The 14,072-nt window shown below is 64.2% G+C and carries 19 protein-coding genes and 1 riboswitch; of the genes, 2 read left to right on the top strand and 17 right to left on the bottom strand.

What is annotated here, in order from left to right; translation table 11 throughout:
* Both IEW02_RS04780 and IEW02_RS04775 read right to left on the bottom strand, forming a co-directional pair.
* Positions 1-1,509, bottom strand: a complete 1,509-nt coding sequence (locus IEW02_RS04780; protein WP_188543499.1) for a DHA2 family efflux MFS transporter permease subunit — start codon at positions 1,507-1,509, stop codon at positions 1-3.
* Complete coding sequence (locus IEW02_RS04775) at positions 1,506-2,087, bottom strand: PadR family transcriptional regulator (RefSeq protein ID WP_188543498.1); 582 nt, start codon at positions 2,085-2,087, stop codon at positions 1,506-1,508. The genes IEW02_RS04780 and IEW02_RS04775 overlap by 4 nt, the downstream gene beginning before the upstream one ends.
* Before the next feature lie 116 nt (positions 2,088-2,203).
* On the opposite strand from IEW02_RS04775, the gene IEW02_RS04770 reads away from it, so the two are divergent.
* Positions 2,204-2,926, top strand: a complete 723-nt coding sequence (locus IEW02_RS04770) for a GNAT family N-acetyltransferase (RefSeq protein WP_188543497.1) — start codon at positions 2,204-2,206, stop codon at positions 2,924-2,926.
* Entirely contained in the window at positions 2,923-3,933 is a 1,011-nt protein-coding gene (locus tag IEW02_RS04765; protein ID WP_188543496.1) for a glutathione S-transferase family protein, read from the top strand. The genes IEW02_RS04770 and IEW02_RS04765 overlap by 4 nt, the downstream gene beginning before the upstream one ends.
* Here IEW02_RS04765 and map read toward each other — a convergent pair.
* From map to rplN, 15 genes are all read right to left on the bottom strand, one after another.
* Positions 3,930-4,724, bottom strand: a complete 795-nt coding sequence (map, locus tag IEW02_RS04760; RefSeq protein ID WP_188543495.1) for a type I methionyl aminopeptidase — start codon at positions 4,722-4,724, stop codon at positions 3,930-3,932. The two genes, IEW02_RS04765 and map, sit on opposite strands and share 4 nt — an antisense overlap.
* Before the next feature lie 2 nt (positions 4,725-4,726).
* Positions 4,727-5,275: an adenylate kinase gene (locus IEW02_RS04755; RefSeq protein WP_188543494.1), complete on the bottom strand. Its 549-nt coding sequence runs from the start codon at positions 5,273-5,275 to the stop codon at positions 4,727-4,729.
* A complete protein-coding gene (gene secY / locus IEW02_RS04750) occupies positions 5,272-6,594 on the bottom strand; it encodes a preprotein translocase subunit SecY (protein WP_188543493.1) in 1,323 nt (440 codons plus the stop codon). Before secY ends, IEW02_RS04755 begins: the two co-directional genes overlap by 4 nt.
* 183 nt (positions 6,595-6,777) lie before the next feature.
* Entirely contained in the window at positions 6,778-7,221 is a 444-nt protein-coding gene (gene rplO, locus IEW02_RS04745) for a 50S ribosomal protein L15 (protein ID WP_188543492.1), read from the bottom strand.
* Complete coding sequence (gene rpmD / locus IEW02_RS04740) at positions 7,218-7,403, bottom strand: 50S ribosomal protein L30 (protein ID WP_188543491.1); 186 nt, start codon at positions 7,401-7,403, stop codon at positions 7,218-7,220. Before rpmD ends, rplO begins: the two co-directional genes overlap by 4 nt.
* Entirely contained in the window at positions 7,396-8,073 is a 678-nt protein-coding gene (gene rpsE, locus IEW02_RS04735) for a 30S ribosomal protein S5 (protein WP_188543490.1), read from the bottom strand. The genes rpmD and rpsE overlap by 8 nt, the downstream gene beginning before the upstream one ends.
* A gap of 31 nt (positions 8,074-8,104) precedes the next feature.
* Complete coding sequence (gene rplR / locus IEW02_RS04730; protein WP_188543489.1) at positions 8,105-8,512, bottom strand: 50S ribosomal protein L18; 408 nt, start codon at positions 8,510-8,512, stop codon at positions 8,105-8,107.
* Positions 8,512-9,051 (bottom strand): 50S ribosomal protein L6, encoded by a 540-nt coding sequence (gene rplF / locus IEW02_RS04725; RefSeq protein WP_188543488.1) that lies wholly within the window; start codon positions 9,049-9,051, stop codon positions 8,512-8,514. Before rplF ends, rplR begins: the two co-directional genes overlap by 1 nt.
* Before the next feature lie 14 nt (positions 9,052-9,065).
* The gene (gene rpsH, locus IEW02_RS04720) at positions 9,066-9,464 is read right to left on the bottom strand and encodes a 30S ribosomal protein S8 (RefSeq protein WP_188543487.1); all 399 of its coding nucleotides are present in this window, start codon (positions 9,462-9,464) and stop codon (positions 9,066-9,068) included.
* Positions 9,465-9,891: 427 nt separating this feature from the next.
* A complete protein-coding gene (locus IEW02_RS04715; RefSeq protein ID WP_188543486.1) occupies positions 9,892-11,397 on the bottom strand; it encodes an APC family permease in 1,506 nt (501 codons plus the stop codon).
* Between the two features lie 58 nt (positions 11,398-11,455).
* Complete coding sequence (locus IEW02_RS04710; protein ID WP_371829907.1) at positions 11,456-12,193, bottom strand: DsbA family protein; 738 nt, start codon at positions 12,191-12,193, stop codon at positions 11,456-11,458.
* Positions 12,194-12,279: 86 nt separating this feature from the next.
* Positions 12,280-12,465: a type Z 30S ribosomal protein S14 gene (locus tag IEW02_RS04705; protein ID WP_188543485.1), complete on the bottom strand. Its 186-nt coding sequence runs from the start codon at positions 12,463-12,465 to the stop codon at positions 12,280-12,282.
* Between the two features lie 4 nt (positions 12,466-12,469).
* Complete coding sequence (rplE, locus tag IEW02_RS04700) at positions 12,470-13,051, bottom strand: 50S ribosomal protein L5 (protein WP_188543484.1); 582 nt, start codon at positions 13,049-13,051, stop codon at positions 12,470-12,472.
* The gene (gene rplX, locus IEW02_RS04695; protein ID WP_188543483.1) at positions 13,051-13,368 is read right to left on the bottom strand and encodes a 50S ribosomal protein L24; all 318 of its coding nucleotides are present in this window, start codon (positions 13,366-13,368) and stop codon (positions 13,051-13,053) included. Before rplX ends, rplE begins: the two co-directional genes overlap by 1 nt.
* Positions 13,369-13,737, bottom strand: coding sequence for a 50S ribosomal protein L14 (gene rplN, locus IEW02_RS04690; RefSeq protein ID WP_188543482.1), 369 nt, complete (start codon positions 13,735-13,737; stop codon positions 13,369-13,371).
* A gap of 134 nt (positions 13,738-13,871) precedes the next feature.
* A riboswitch (cobalamin riboswitch) is annotated at positions 13,872-14,054 on the top strand.
* Positions 14,055-14,072 lie beyond the last annotated feature (18 nt).

Genomic DNA, 14,072 nt, shown 5'->3' with positions numbered 1-14,072 from the left:
CTAGGGGCCCGCAACCACCTTGGCCGGAGCCGCTTTCTCTGCCGCCATCCCTGCATGCTCACCGAACGCCGGCCGCGCGTAGAACGCGCACGCGATCGCGCCCAGTAACAGCACCGCGGCGGGGAGGTACAACGACTGCGCCAGTGCGGAGCTGAACCCGTCAGCGATCATGGCGGGAACTCGGCCCGACTGGATTTCGGCGCCCGCGCCCGATGCCTGGACGGGCAGTTCGGCGGCGATGCGGTTCTGCATCAACACCCCGATTCCCGCGCTGCCGAGCACAGATCCGAACATCCTGGTCGTGTTGTAGACGCCGGAACCGGCGCCCGCCTGACTCAACGGCAGGTTCCGAGTTGCGGTGGCGCCCAGCGGGGCCCAGATCATCGCGTTCGCGACACCCATCACGCCGACCGGCAGGATCAGCTGCCAGATCGGAGCCGACGGGGTCATCACCGTCGTGAGCCATACCAACGCGATGGCGAGGAGAAACAAGCCGGTCCCCGCGATGTAGCGCGGGTGCACCTTGTCCACCTGCTTGCCGACCACCGGCGCCAACGCGCCCGTCAAGATGGCCATCGGGACGAAGGTGAGTGCGGCGCGCGTCGGCGACAGCCCGGTGCCACTCTGCAGGAAGAGCATGACCGGCAGCATCATTCCCGACATCGCGAACCCCATCGTGCCGATCGCGATGTTGGAGATGGAGAAATTGCGGTCCTTGAACAGGCCGAGCGGGACCAACGGTTCGTTCTTGTTTCGGGCCTGCCAGTAGACGAAGGCAGCGAAGACGGCGATGCCGAAGATGATGGACGTCCAGATCCAGGCGTTCCAGCTGTGTTTCTGGCCTTCCTGGATTCCGAACACGAGGAAGAAGAGTCCGACCGCACTCAACACCACACCGAGAATGTCGAAGGTGTGCTCGTTGGTCGGCAGCGTGGGCACGAACTTCACAGCCAGAACGACGGCGACTATGCCGACCGGGATGTTGATGAAGAAGATCCACTCCCAGCCCAGCGAATCGACGAGGACGCCGCCGAGAAGCGGTCCGACGAGAGTGGCGACGCCGGCGACGGCACCCCAGACGCCCATCGCGGTTCCGCGCTTGTCCTTGGGGAAGATGCGGGTGATCACGGCCATGGTCTGCGGGGTGATCATCGCGGCACCGACGCCCTGCACGGCGCGGGCGGCGATCAGCATCTCGATGGACCCGGAGAGACCACACCAGAGCGAGGCGAGCGTGAAGACGATCAGGCCGCCGATGTAGAGGTTCTTGGGGCCGAACCGGTCGCCGAGACGCCCGGTGACCAGCAGCGGCACTGCGTACGCGAGCAGGTAGGCGCTGGTGACCCAGATGACGTTGTCGATGCCGGTGTTCAGGCCCGTCAGGATGGCGGGCTGCGCGACGGCGACGATCGTGGTGTCGACCAGGATCATGAAGAAGCCGAGGCAGAGCACCCACAGTGCAACCCAGGGGTTGGTCTGCGGCGCGGTGCCGGTGGTGGGAGTGGTCATCGGTTTCCTTTTGCGAGTTCGTGGGGTTGCCATTCGAGTGCGCCGCTGTCTATGTCGACGACGAAAGCACGCAGCCACGACAATTCGGCTGTGCGCATGGCGACGGTGTATTCGAGTCCGACGTAATAGATGCGTTTTTCGCAGACGGACTCCGCGATGAGCAGTAGTTCGTCGAGATCCTTCTGGAGCAGTGCCACGCGGTTCTTCAACAACTCCGACGCGGTCTCGGCACTGAGGTTGTGCGCCTCGGACAGTGCGAGGGTGAACTGCGGATATTCTTCGGCAGGTGCGGAGAGAAGTTCCGTGAGCCGTTCTCGCAGAGCATCTTTGCCCGCATCGGTGACTTCGTAGGTGGTGCGTTCGGGGCGGTTGCCGTCGCGGTCCGTGCCGACGGATGCCACGAGTTCACGCTCGGCCAGGCGGTCGACCGTGTGGTACAGCGAGCCCGGCCTGATCTTGAGCAACCGGTCTTCCTTACGTGCGATCAGCAATTGATACATCTCGTACGGGTGCATGGCGCGTTCGAACAGCAGGGCGAGGACGGCGATGGCCATAGGGGTCAGAGGTGTTGCTGCCATACCGATTCCCCCTAACCGGACAAATTGCCCCGTGTCGAATATTCCAAGTGGAATATACGGCGTGGAATGGGTGCGACGCAACCTGGACCGGACGGCGCCGCGCTAGCGTGGTTCCCGTGAATTCCCACCAGATCGACATCGTCCGACTCGCGTGGGCGCGTGCACTGGGACTTCCCGACGACGCGTTCCTCGAGCCCCGCACCCGAGTCGTGGCCGAGGACGACGACACCGACACGATCGATTTCGTCGTGCTCGACGGCCGCAGCGCCCTCACCGGGCCGTCGTGGGCCATCGCCCGTGCCGACGGCATGAGCAACGAGGAACTGGCCACGCGTGACGGGATCCGCGGTCTCGCCGGCCAGCGCGCCGGACGGTGCGCCGGACCGACCACTCTCGCGTACGCGGACGAGGTACGCGGCGATGTCGGACAAGAGAGTCCGCTGATTTCCCACGACCTGAATCATGTTCTGACACTGGAACACAGCGTGCCGCCCGACGACGCCGCCGAAGCCGACATCGCCCGCAAACGCAACTGGTTCACCGTCATGGACGACTCGGAGGGCGAGGACTCGGCCAAGCCAGCGTCCGGTGCGGGTTACGTCGAGTTCCACGGCTTCGTCGCCGACATGGGAGTGCTGACGGCGTCGGATCATCGACGTCGGGGATACGGCTTCACCGCCGGGCGACTGGCCACCAACGACGCCATCGACGCCGGGCTCGTTCCGCAGTGGCAGGCCCACGTCGACAACCTCGCCGGACGACTGCTCGGCCAAGCATTGGGCTACGTCGAACTAGGGGTGCGGACGCAGGTGCGGCTCACCAGTACGTTGGAGGCATGAGCAACGAGGGTTCGTACGTCGAGCAGGACGAGTTCAACCGCGACACCAACTACATCGAGGACCGCATCACGGCGGACGGCGGTGACGGGTGGAAGGTGGAGCCGGATCGCTATCGCTTGGTCGTGGCCCGCGCCTGCCCCTGGGCCAACCGCGCGATCATCGTGCGCAGGCTTCTCGGCCTCGAAGACGTTCTCTCCATGGGCATCTGCGGTCCGACGCACGACAAGCGAAGCTGGACATTCGATCTCGACCCCGACGGCCTGGACCCGGTGCTGAAGATCCCACGCATCCAGGACGCGTACCTCGCTCGCTTCCCCGACTATCCCCGCGGTATCACCGTGCCCGCCGTGGTGGAGGTCTCCTCGGGCAAAGTCGTCACCAACGACTACCCGCAGATGACGCTGGACTTCTCGACCGAATGGACGCAGTACCACCGCGACGGCGCGCCCAACCTCTACCCCGATGCGCTGCGCAGCGAGATCGACGAAGTAGCCGAACTGGTGTTCAAGGACGTCAACAACGGCGTCTACCGCTGCGGCTTCGCCGGCTCACAGGAGGCGTACGACAAAGCCTACGACCAACTGTTCTCCCGGCTGGACTGGCTCGAAGAGCGCCTCTCGAGGCAGCGATTCCTCGTCGGCGACACCATCACCGAGGCCGACGTGCGCCTGTTCACCACGCTCGCCCGCTTCGACGCCGTCTACCACGGGCACTTCAAGGCCAACCGCAACAAGCTCATCGAGATGCCGGCGCTGTGGGGATACGCACGAGACCTGTTCCAGACCCCCGGGTTCGGCGACACCACCGACTTCGTGCAGATCAAGCAGCACTACTACATCGTCCACAAGGACATCAATCCGACGCAGATCGTGCCGAAGGGGCCGGACCTGTCGAATTGGCTGACCCCGCACCGCCGGGAACAGCTGGGCGGCAGGCCCTTCGGTGACGGCACTCCCCCGCCGCCGCCGAAGCCCGACGAGGTCGTGGACCCAGCGCACTCGGCCTAGGGTCGCAGCGTCAGAATCCGGGGCCCGTCCTCGGTCACGGCGACGGTGTGTTCCCAATGGGCGCTTCGGGATCCGTCGGTGGTGACGACGGTCCACCCGTCGCCGAGAACGTCGGTCTCGTAGGTTCCGAGGGTCAGCATGGGCTCGATCGCCAAGGTCGATCCCACCACCAACTCGGGTCCCTTACCGGGCGCGCCCTCGTTGGCGAGGAACGGCTCCATGTGCATCTCGCGGCCGATGCCGTGCCCGCCGTAACCGTCGACGATTCCGTAGCTGCGCCCGTGTGCCTTCTCGGCGGCGTGAGTGCCTTGTTCGATGGCCCAGGAAACGTCGGTGAGGCGGTTGCCGGGCACCATCGCGGCGATACCGGCTTCCATCGACAAGCGTGTCGCCTCGCTGAGGCGGGCGTCTGCCTCGATGACCTCACCGATTCCGAACGTCCACGCCGAGTCGCCGTGCCAACCGTCGAGGATGGCCCCGCAATCGATCGAGACGAGGTCACCCTCGCCAAGGACGACAGCACTGCTCGGAATGCCGTGCACCACAACCTCGTTCACGGAGCTGCAGATACTGCCGGTGAAACCGTGGTACCCGAGGAACGACGGAACCGCGCCAGCGTCACGGATGACCGACTCGGCCACCTCGTCGAGTTCGAGCGTCGAGACACCCGGCTTCGCGTGTTCCTTGACCGCGACCAAGGCCCGACCGACGACGGCACCCGCGGCTTCCATCGCGTCGAGCTCGCCCGCGCTCTTGAACGGGACCACCTTGCGTTTGCGTCCGAACCCCATGCTTACTCGAGCGCGTCCAGGACTTTGCGGTTGACGTCGTCGACGTCGCCCTCGGCATCGATGGTGACCAACCGGCCGTGGTCCTTGTAGTAGTCGAGCAGCGGCGAAGTCTCGTCGCGGTAGACCTTCATACGATTGCGAATGACGTCCTCGGTGTCGTCCTCACGTCCGCGCGCGAGCATGCGCTCCACGACGACGTCCTCGTCGATGACGAAGGAGACGACCGCGTCGAGCTTCTTGTCCAGCTCGGCGAGGATCTCGGCGAGCGAATCGGCCTGACCGACGGAACGAGGAAAACCGTCGAGGATGAAGCCACCCGTCGCGTCGGGCTCGGCGACACGGCTGCGCACCATGTCGACCGTCAGCTCGCTCGGCACGAGATCGCCCGCGTCGAGGTACTTCTTGGCTTCGATTCCGAGTGGGGTGGACTCGCCGATGTTCGCGCGGAAGAGGTCTCCGGTGGACACGTGCGGGATGCCGAGCTTCTCCGACAGGAGCTTTGCCTGAGTGCCCTTGCCGGCACCGGGAGGACCGAGGAGAACGAGTCTCACTTGAGGAACCCTTCGTAGTTGCGCTGCATGAGCTGGCTCTCGATCTGCTTGACCGTGTCCAGGCCGACGCTCACCATGATGAGCACCGCCGTGCCGCCGAAGGGCAGGTTCTGGCCACCACCGGAGCTACCGATGTCGAGGAACAGATTGGGGAGAACCGCGATGGTGCCGAGATAGATGGCACCGGGCAGCGTGATGCGACTGAGAACGAAATTCAGGTAGTCGGCCGTGGGTTGACCCGGCCGGATACCCGGAATGAAGCCGCCGAACTTCTTCATCTCGTCGGCACGTTCTTCTGGGTTGAACGTGATGGCGACGTAGAAGTAGGTGAAGAAGACGATGAGGCCGAAGTAGATGAGGATGTAGACCGGGTTCGCCGGGTTCACCAGATACGTGTTGATTGCCCTCTGCCACCAGCTCGGGTCCGCTGCCGTCGTGGCGTTGGTGAGCTGGGCGATGAGGTTCGGAAGGTAGAGCAGCGACGACGCGAAGATCACCGGGATGACGCCGGCCTGGTTGACCTTGAGCGGCAGGTACGTCGACGATCCGCCGTACATCTTGCGGCCGACCATGCGCTTGGCGTACTGCACCGGGATACGGCGCTGGCCCTGCTCGACGAAGACGACGCCGGCGATGATGAGCAGCGCTGCGACACACACGAGGCCGAAGACCAGGCCGCCGCGGCTGTCGAGGATGGACTTGCCCTCGGACGGGATACGCGACGCGATGCCGGCGAAGATGAGGAGCGACATACCGTTGCCGACGCCGCGCTCGGTGATGATCTCGCCGAACCACATGACCAGGGCCGCACCGGCCGTCATGACGAGCACGATGATGACCAGGCCGAAGATGGACGTGTCGGCGATGATGTCGAGGTTGCAGCCCTGCAGCAGCTGGCCTCGCGAGGCGAGCGCGACCAGCCCGGTGGCCTGCAGAACGGCCAACGCGATCGACAGATACCGCGTGTACTGCGTCATCTTGGCCTGACCGGCCTGGCCCTCCTTGCGGAGTTCCTCGAAACGCGGGATCACGACGGTCAGCAGCTGAACGATGATGCTGGCGGTGATGAAGGGCATGATGCCGATCGCGAACACCGACAGCTGCAGCAGCGCGCCGCCGGAGAACAGGTTGATCAGCGAGTAGATACCGGCCGACGATCCGCCGGACACCTGGTCGATGCACTGACGCACGTTGCCGTAGTCGACGCCGGGCGACGGAAGCGTCGCGCCGAAGCGGTACAGAGCGATCAGGCCGAGCGTGAAGAGGATCTTCCGCCTCAGGTCCGGAGTCCTGAGGGCCGACACGAGGGCGGAAAGCAAAGATCCTCCTGGGACGGGTATCTGAAAAGAACGAAAGGAGCCCGGTGCGAGGCAACGGGACCGCCGCTAAGCACTCTAACAGCGGGTGATCGACGACCGACCTGGCCAGTCGGGCGATCTACGAAAGGCAATGGCCGCAGCACGACGGTGGTCGTGCCGCGGCCATTCCTCACGCGGTGTTTCTTACAGCTCGGTGACGGTTCCGCCGGCTGCACTGATCTTTTCCTTGGCACTGCCGGTGAACTTGTCGGCAGTGATGTTGGCCTTCACCGAGAAGTCGCCGTCGCCGAGGATCTTGACGAGACGGTTCTTGCGAACTGCACCCTTGGCGACCAGATCGTCCTTGCTGATCTCGCCACCTTCGGGGAACAGACGCTCGATGTCGACCAGGTTCACGACCTGGTACTCGATGCGGTTGCGGTTCGTGAAGCCCTTGAGCTTGGGAAGCCGCATGTGCAGCGGCATCTGTCCACCCTCGAAGCCGGCCGGGGTGTTCTTGCGAGCACCCGTGCCCTTGGTTCCGCGACCACCGGTCTTGCCTCGCTTGCCGCCTTCACCGCGACCGATGCGGATCTTGGCGCTCTTCGAACCCGGAGCCGGGCGAAGGTGATGCAGTTTGATGGTCACTTCGTGACCTCCTCAACGACTACGAGGTGGCGCACCACGTTGATCAGACCGCGGTTCTGCTCGTTGTCCTCGCGAGTCACCGTCTGGCGGATCTTCTTGAGGCCCAACGTACGCAGGCTGTCGCGTTGGTTCTTCTTCTGACCGATGGAGCTCTTGATCTGGGTAACTTTCAGGTCAGCCATGAGATGCACTCCCTGCTGCTGCGGCGCGGGCACGAAGCATGCCGGCGGGAGCGACGTCCTCGATCGGCAGGCCACGACGGGCCGCAACCTCTTCCGGACGCTGCAGAGCCTTGAGTGCTGCAACGGTGGCGTGGACGACGTTGATCGCGTTGTCACTACCGAGCGACTTGGCGAGGATGTCGTGAACGCCGGCGCATTCCAGCACGGCACGCACCGCGCCACCGGCGATGACGCCGGTACCGGGGCTGGCCGGACGCAACATCACGACGCCGGCCGCAGCCTCACCCTGAACGGGATGCGTGATGGTGCTGCCGATCAGCGGGACACGGAAGAAGCTCTTGCGAGCCTCCTCGACGCCCTTCTGAATGGCCGCGGGAACTTCCTTGGCCTTGCCGTAGCCGACGCCGACCAGACCGTTGCCGTCACCGACGATCACGAGGGCGGTGAAGCTGAAGCGACGACCACCCTTCACGACCTTCGAGACGCGGTTGATCGCGACTACGCGTTCGAGGTTGTTCTTCTCCTGGGCGTTGCCGCCCCGAGAATCCCGACCGCCGCGACCGCCGCGGTCGTTACCTCCACCGCGGTTGTCACCTCCGGCTGCGTTGGGTCCTCCAGTGTTGGGTCCGGCGGGGCCGCTTCCGCCGTCACGCCGTTGACGTCCCGGCATCAGGCTGTCCTTCCGTTGGTATGTGTGGTCATCAGAATTTGAGCCCACCTTCGCGAGCCGCATCGGCGAGGGCCGCGATGCGTCCGGCGTACTTCTGGCCGCCGCGGTCGAAGACCACAGCTTCCACGCCGGCTGCCTTGGCACGCTCGGCGATGAGTGCGCCGACCTTGGCGCCGCGCGCCTTCTTGTCGCCCTCGAGGGCGCGAACATCGGCTTCGATGCTCGACGCCGACGCCAGCGTGTGGCCGGCCAGGTCGTCGATCAACTGCACATGCAGGTGACGCGAGGACCGGTTGACGACCAGCCGAGGCCGATCCGGCGTGCCGGAGACCTTCTTGCGCAGGCGGAAGTGGCGACGCGTCTTCGACAGGCGACGACGGGTGGATACGTCCTTGCCCAGTGGGATGCGCTTCTTCTGGGTGGTTTCGGGATTGCTCATCACTTACCTGTCTTTCCGACCTTGCGGCGGATCTGCTCACCCTCGTAGCGAACGCCCTTGCCCTTGTACGGGTCCGGACGACGCAAGCGACGGATGTTGGCGGAGATCTGTCCGACCTTCTGCTTGTCGATGCCCGACACCGTGAAGCGGGTGGGGGTCTCGACCGTGAAGGTGATGCCGTCGGGCGCCGTGATCGGCACCGGGTGGCTGTATCCGAGAGCGAACTCGAGGTCGCTTCCCTTCAACGCCACGCGATAGCCGACGCCGTGAATCTCCATCTTGGTGGTGTAACCGGTGGTGACACCCGTGATGAGGTTCGCGACGAGGGTGCGCGACAGTCCGTGCAGTGAGCGGCTACGACGTTCGTCGTCGGGCCGGCTGACCGAGATCGTGCCGTCGTCGTTCTTGGCGACGGTGATGGGCTCGGCAATGGTGAGATTCAGTGAGCCCTTGGGGCCCTTGACCGTGACGTCCTGGCCGTCGATGGCAACATCGACGCCCGCGGGAACCGGCACGGGCAGCTTTCCGATACGCGACATAGTGGTTGGCTCCCTTACCAGACGTACGCGAGGACTTCGCCACCGACGCGCTGCTGAGCAGCTTGACGATCGGTGAGCAAGCCGGTGGACGTGGAGATGATCGCCACGCCCAGCCCGCCGAGGACCTTGGGCAGATTGGTGGATTTTGCGTACACACGCAGACCGGGCTTGGACACCCGGCGGATCCCGGCGAGGCTGCGCTCGCGGCTGGGTCCGTACTTGAGGTCGACGATGAGGGTCTTGCCCACCTCGGCGTCCTCGGTGCGGTACTCGGAGATGTAGCCCTCACGCTTGAGGATCTCGGCGATGTTCGCCTTGATCTTCGAATGGGGAAGCTTCACCTCGTCGTGGTACGCCGAGTTGGCGTTGCGCAGACGTGTCAAGAAGTCTGCGATCGGGTCGGTCATGGTCATGACAGAGTTCATGGCCCTTTCTCGCAGCGGTTCCCATGCAACACGCGCGGACCGGTTCCCCTACGGGGCCTCGTTCGTCACATCGTGGGCCTACAGCGAAGTAACTTGTCCTGACCGACTGTTGCCGGTCAGGGGTGGTAGCTCCTGCGAGTGCATCGACTGCACTGACAAGCTGGTGAACCTCTACCGTCTGGAGTGCGCGGGGCCGTGTGCAGGCACGACGGAACCCGAGCAACCGTGTAAGTGTAGGCAATCGGCTGGTGAGGACCAAATCGCGGCCGCTGGTCGCCGGCGACTGCGCACCTTCGAGCAAGCCGCACTGGTTACAACCTGTGAGAACTGCTGGAACCTGCCCAGTTGTGCGCGGACCCGCGATTGTGCAGGATTTATCCCGCTCAGCGAGACAAATCCTGCACTACCCGGCCTATCAGAGCGGCTCGCCCCGATCCCGCACCCGGTCTCCCAGGTTCGCGTCGTCGTCCGTCAGCTTCTCGACGTCGAAGTCGCTCCCGTTCCCGCTGCGCTTGTTGATGACGTAGGTGATGGCCCACAGCACGACGCCGAGGAGCAGCATAATTCCGGCGATCTTGTACTGGATCATCTGCGACGACGTCCGCGCCCACGGGCCGACGAGAAACAGACACAGCACGGTTCCGGCGACGGGAACCCACACGGGTGCGCGGAAGAACACTTTGTCGTTTCGTCGCTTCAGCACCAGACAGGCGACGTTGACCACCGCGAACACGCCGAGCAGCAGCAGGCCGGTGGTGCCGGACAGCGCACCGACGACCGTGTTTCCGGAGAGCTGGTTGACGACCACGATGAGGACCAGAGCCATGACCGTCGTGAATGCGATTGCGGCCCAAGGCGATCGGCGCTTCGGCAACACCGACCCGAGGACCGGCGGCAGCACCCGCTGGCGGGCGAGACCGTAGATGAGGCGACTGGCCATGAGCATGTTGATCAACGCGGTGTTCGCGACGGCGAAGACGGTGAGGTACGGGAAGATTTCGTCGATCGGCAGGCTCGGCGCGCCGGTTCGCACGACATGGAGCAGGATGCCTTCGCTGCCGGAGTCGTAGTTCAGCGGCAGCACCGCGATGACCGCGACCACGACGAGCACGTAGATCAGACACGCGATGCCGAGGCCCGACAGCATGATCTTCGGGAAGATCTTCTGCGGTTCCTTCGTCTCCTCGACCATGTTGACCGAGTCCTCGAAGCCCACCATCGCGAAGAAGGCAATGGTGGTGGCGATCGTGACCGCCAGGAACCAACCCTTTTCGTTCGGATCCTCGAAGACGACGAGATTGGCGATGTCGCCCTCGGCGCTTCCGCCACCCACGGCAACGAATCCGATCGCGATGACAATGGCCAGCGCCGTCATCTCGATGATGGTGAGCACCACGTTGAACTTGACCGATTCGCCGACGCCGCGCAGGTTGATGCCGGCGAGGAGCAGCATGAACGCAAGTGCGACGACGAGCTGAGCGGTGTCACCCGTCGGGACATCGAACCAGCCGAGTCCGTCTGCGCTGGAGAAGGTTTCGTGCAAACCGGCCAGCAGGTTGCCGGCGACGACGTTCGACGACGTCGAGGCACTGGTGATGCCGGAACAGATCACGGCGAAGGCGACGATGAACGTCGCGAAATGGATGCCGAACGCTTTGTGTGTGTAGAGAGCAGCGCCTGCCGCCTGCGGATATTTAGTCACCAACTCCAGATAGGAGAACGCGGTGAGCGTTGCGACGACGAACGCAAGAATGAACGGAAGCCACGCCATTCCGCCGACGTTCTCGATCATCTGGCCCGTGACGGCATACACTCCCGCGCCGAGGATGTCGCCGACGATGAACAGAAGCAGCAAACCGGGGCCCAGCACCCGCTTCAGTTCGGGCGACTCGGTCTTCTTCTCGCTCGCAACATCCGTCATGCAAGGACACTAAACCCGGCAGAACGTAGATGTCGGACGAACTGGACGGCGAATCGCGCTACTTCTTCTGGCGCCGACTGCCGCCGTGCCAGTCCTCGGTGGCCCCGACATCTCCGTCGGCGACACCGAACCCGACCAATTGCGGCTGTTCCCGGAGACTGCGCTTGAGCTCGGCGAACCCGGAGAACCGAGCGAGTCCGACGACGTGGTCCCACAGCTGCGCCGCCTCGTCCTCGCTCGGCAGTCGAGAAATCACCGGCCCGAAGAAGGCGACGCCCTCCGGCGGCTCGAAGTGCAGAATCGGCGTCCCGACGTCCTTGCCGGTCAACGCCAGCGCCGCGTCCGTCTCGCCCTGAATCACGGTGTCCCACACGGAATCGTCGAGCGCGGCGAGGTGCGTGTCCGCAAGACCCAGCTCGTCGAGGACAGGCGCCAGAAACTCGGCAGTGCCGCGGAAACCAGTGTCTTCGTCCGGGTCCGGCGCGGAGTCGAAGATTCGTGTGCCGAGCGCCGCGTACAGACGAGCGACGGCCTCCGACCCGTGCGCTTCGCGAACGCTGGCCGCTGCGCGCAACAGGCGCAGACCAGCGGTGTGGCCGGCTTCGTACTCCGGCGGAAAATGAGCGTCGTAGTCGATGTGCGAGTTGATCAGCCGTAGTGAGATGAACTTCCATTCGACGGCGTAGTCACGCTGCGACTGCACGATACGAACCCATTTGCTCGTCATCCACGCGAACGGGCACACCGGGTCGAAGTAGAAGTCGATGTCGGATCGGGATCCTTCGGACGTCGTCACACATCCATCGTGGCACGGATGCTGCCCCGAAAACACGACAGGCCCGAGCCATCCGGCTCGGGCCTGTCGTGGAAAACGGTGTCAGATCACCAGGAGCTCTTGTGCACTCCGGGGAGCTCGCCGCGGTGCGCCATTTCACGGACGCAGATGCGGCAGAGACCGAACTTGCGGTACACAGCGTGCGGACGGCCGCACTTCTGGCAGCGCGTGTACGCGCGAACCGCGAACTTCGGCTTCTTGTTGGCCTTGTTGACCAGTGCCTTCTTTGCCATACGCTCAGATCTCCTTGAACGGGAAGCCGAGGTGCTTGAGCAACGCGCGGCCTTCTTCGTTGTTGGTTGCCGTGGTCACGACGGTGATGTCCATACCGCGCGGGCGGTCGATGGAGTCCACGTCGATCTCGTGGAACATCGACTGCTCGTTGAGGCCGAACGTGTAGTTGCCGTTTCCGTCGAACTGGGTGCCCGACAACCCGCGGAAGTCCCTGATACGGGGAAGCGCGATGGAGACGAGACGGTCGAGGAACTCCCACATGCGGTCGCCACGGAGGGTGACGCGGGCGCCGATGGGCATGCCTTCGCGGAGCTTGAACTGCGCGATGGACTTGCGGGCCTTGCGGATTTCCGGCTTCTGGCCGGTGATCGCGGCGAGGTCTGCGACCGCGCCGTTGATCAGCTTCGCGTCACGGGCAGCGTCGCCGACGCCCATGTTCACGACGACCTTGACGACGCCGGGGATCTGCATGACGTTGTCGTAGGCGAACTCGGTGTTGAGCGCATCCTTGATCTCGGCGCGGTAGCGGGCCTTGAGACGAGGTGCAGTCTTTTCTTCGGTGTTCGAAACTTCGGTGGTTGTCATCAGATGTCCTTCCCGCTCTTACGGGAGATGCGCACGTTCTTGCCGGACTCTTCGTCACGGCGGTAACCGATGCGGGTTGCGTTGCCGTCGGAATCCACCACGGCCACGTTCGATACGTGGATGGGAGCTTCCTGGGTGACGATGCCGCCCGAGGATGCGCCGCGCTCGTTGGCGGAGACAGCCGTGTGCTTCTTGATGCGGTTTACACCCTCGACGAGGACCTTGGAGGTCTCGGGGTAGGCCGTGATGACCTTGCCCTTCGCGCCCTTGTCCTTACCGGAGATGACCAGAACCGTGTCGCCCTTGTGCACCTTCATTTACAACACCTCCGGAGCAAGCGACACGATGCGCATGAACTTCTTCTCGCGCAGCTCGCGGCCGACCGGGCCGAAGATGCGGGTACCGCGGGGATCGTTGTCAGGCTTGATGAGAACGGCAGCATTCTCGTCGAACTTGATGTACGAACCGTCCGGACGGCGACGCTCCTTGGTGGTACGGACGATGACCGCCTTGACGACCTCGCCCTTCTTGATGTTGCCACCGGGGATGGCGTCCTTGACGGTACCGACGATGACGTCGCCGATCCCGGCGTAGCGGCGTGACGAACCACCGAGAACGCGGATGCACAGAATTTCCTTCGCACCCGTGTTGTCGGCGACGCGTACCCGCGACTCCTGCTGAATCACTCTGATCTCCTCAGACCTGGATGTACGTACGTAGCGGATACCGACCCGATACGCGTGGTCTGCTGCCTCGCTCGCGCGACAGGCAACCGGTCAAGTGTAGGGAACAGGCCGGTGGAACGCCAAATCGTCCGACGGATACGATGTGCGCATTCCGGGCGACGAGCCGGGAATCCGATGCGAATTCGGAGCGGTCGCGCCACTGTGACCGTCGCCCACGATTTCGGTGGGCAGCGGGAGCCAGACCTCACTCGTCGTCGACGTACCTATCTCGGGCCGCGAACCGCCCGCCAGGAGGCCGCCGCATGTCCACCTCAGCCCCGCCCCGCCCACCAGAC

Source organism: Rhodococcoides trifolii (genome assembly GCF_014635345.1).
Lineage (GTDB): Bacteria > Actinomycetota > Actinomycetes > Mycobacteriales > Mycobacteriaceae > Rhodococcoides > Rhodococcoides trifolii.
The sequence above is the reverse complement of the archived record's forward strand: the minus strand, read 5'-3'. Positions and strand labels throughout refer to the sequence as shown.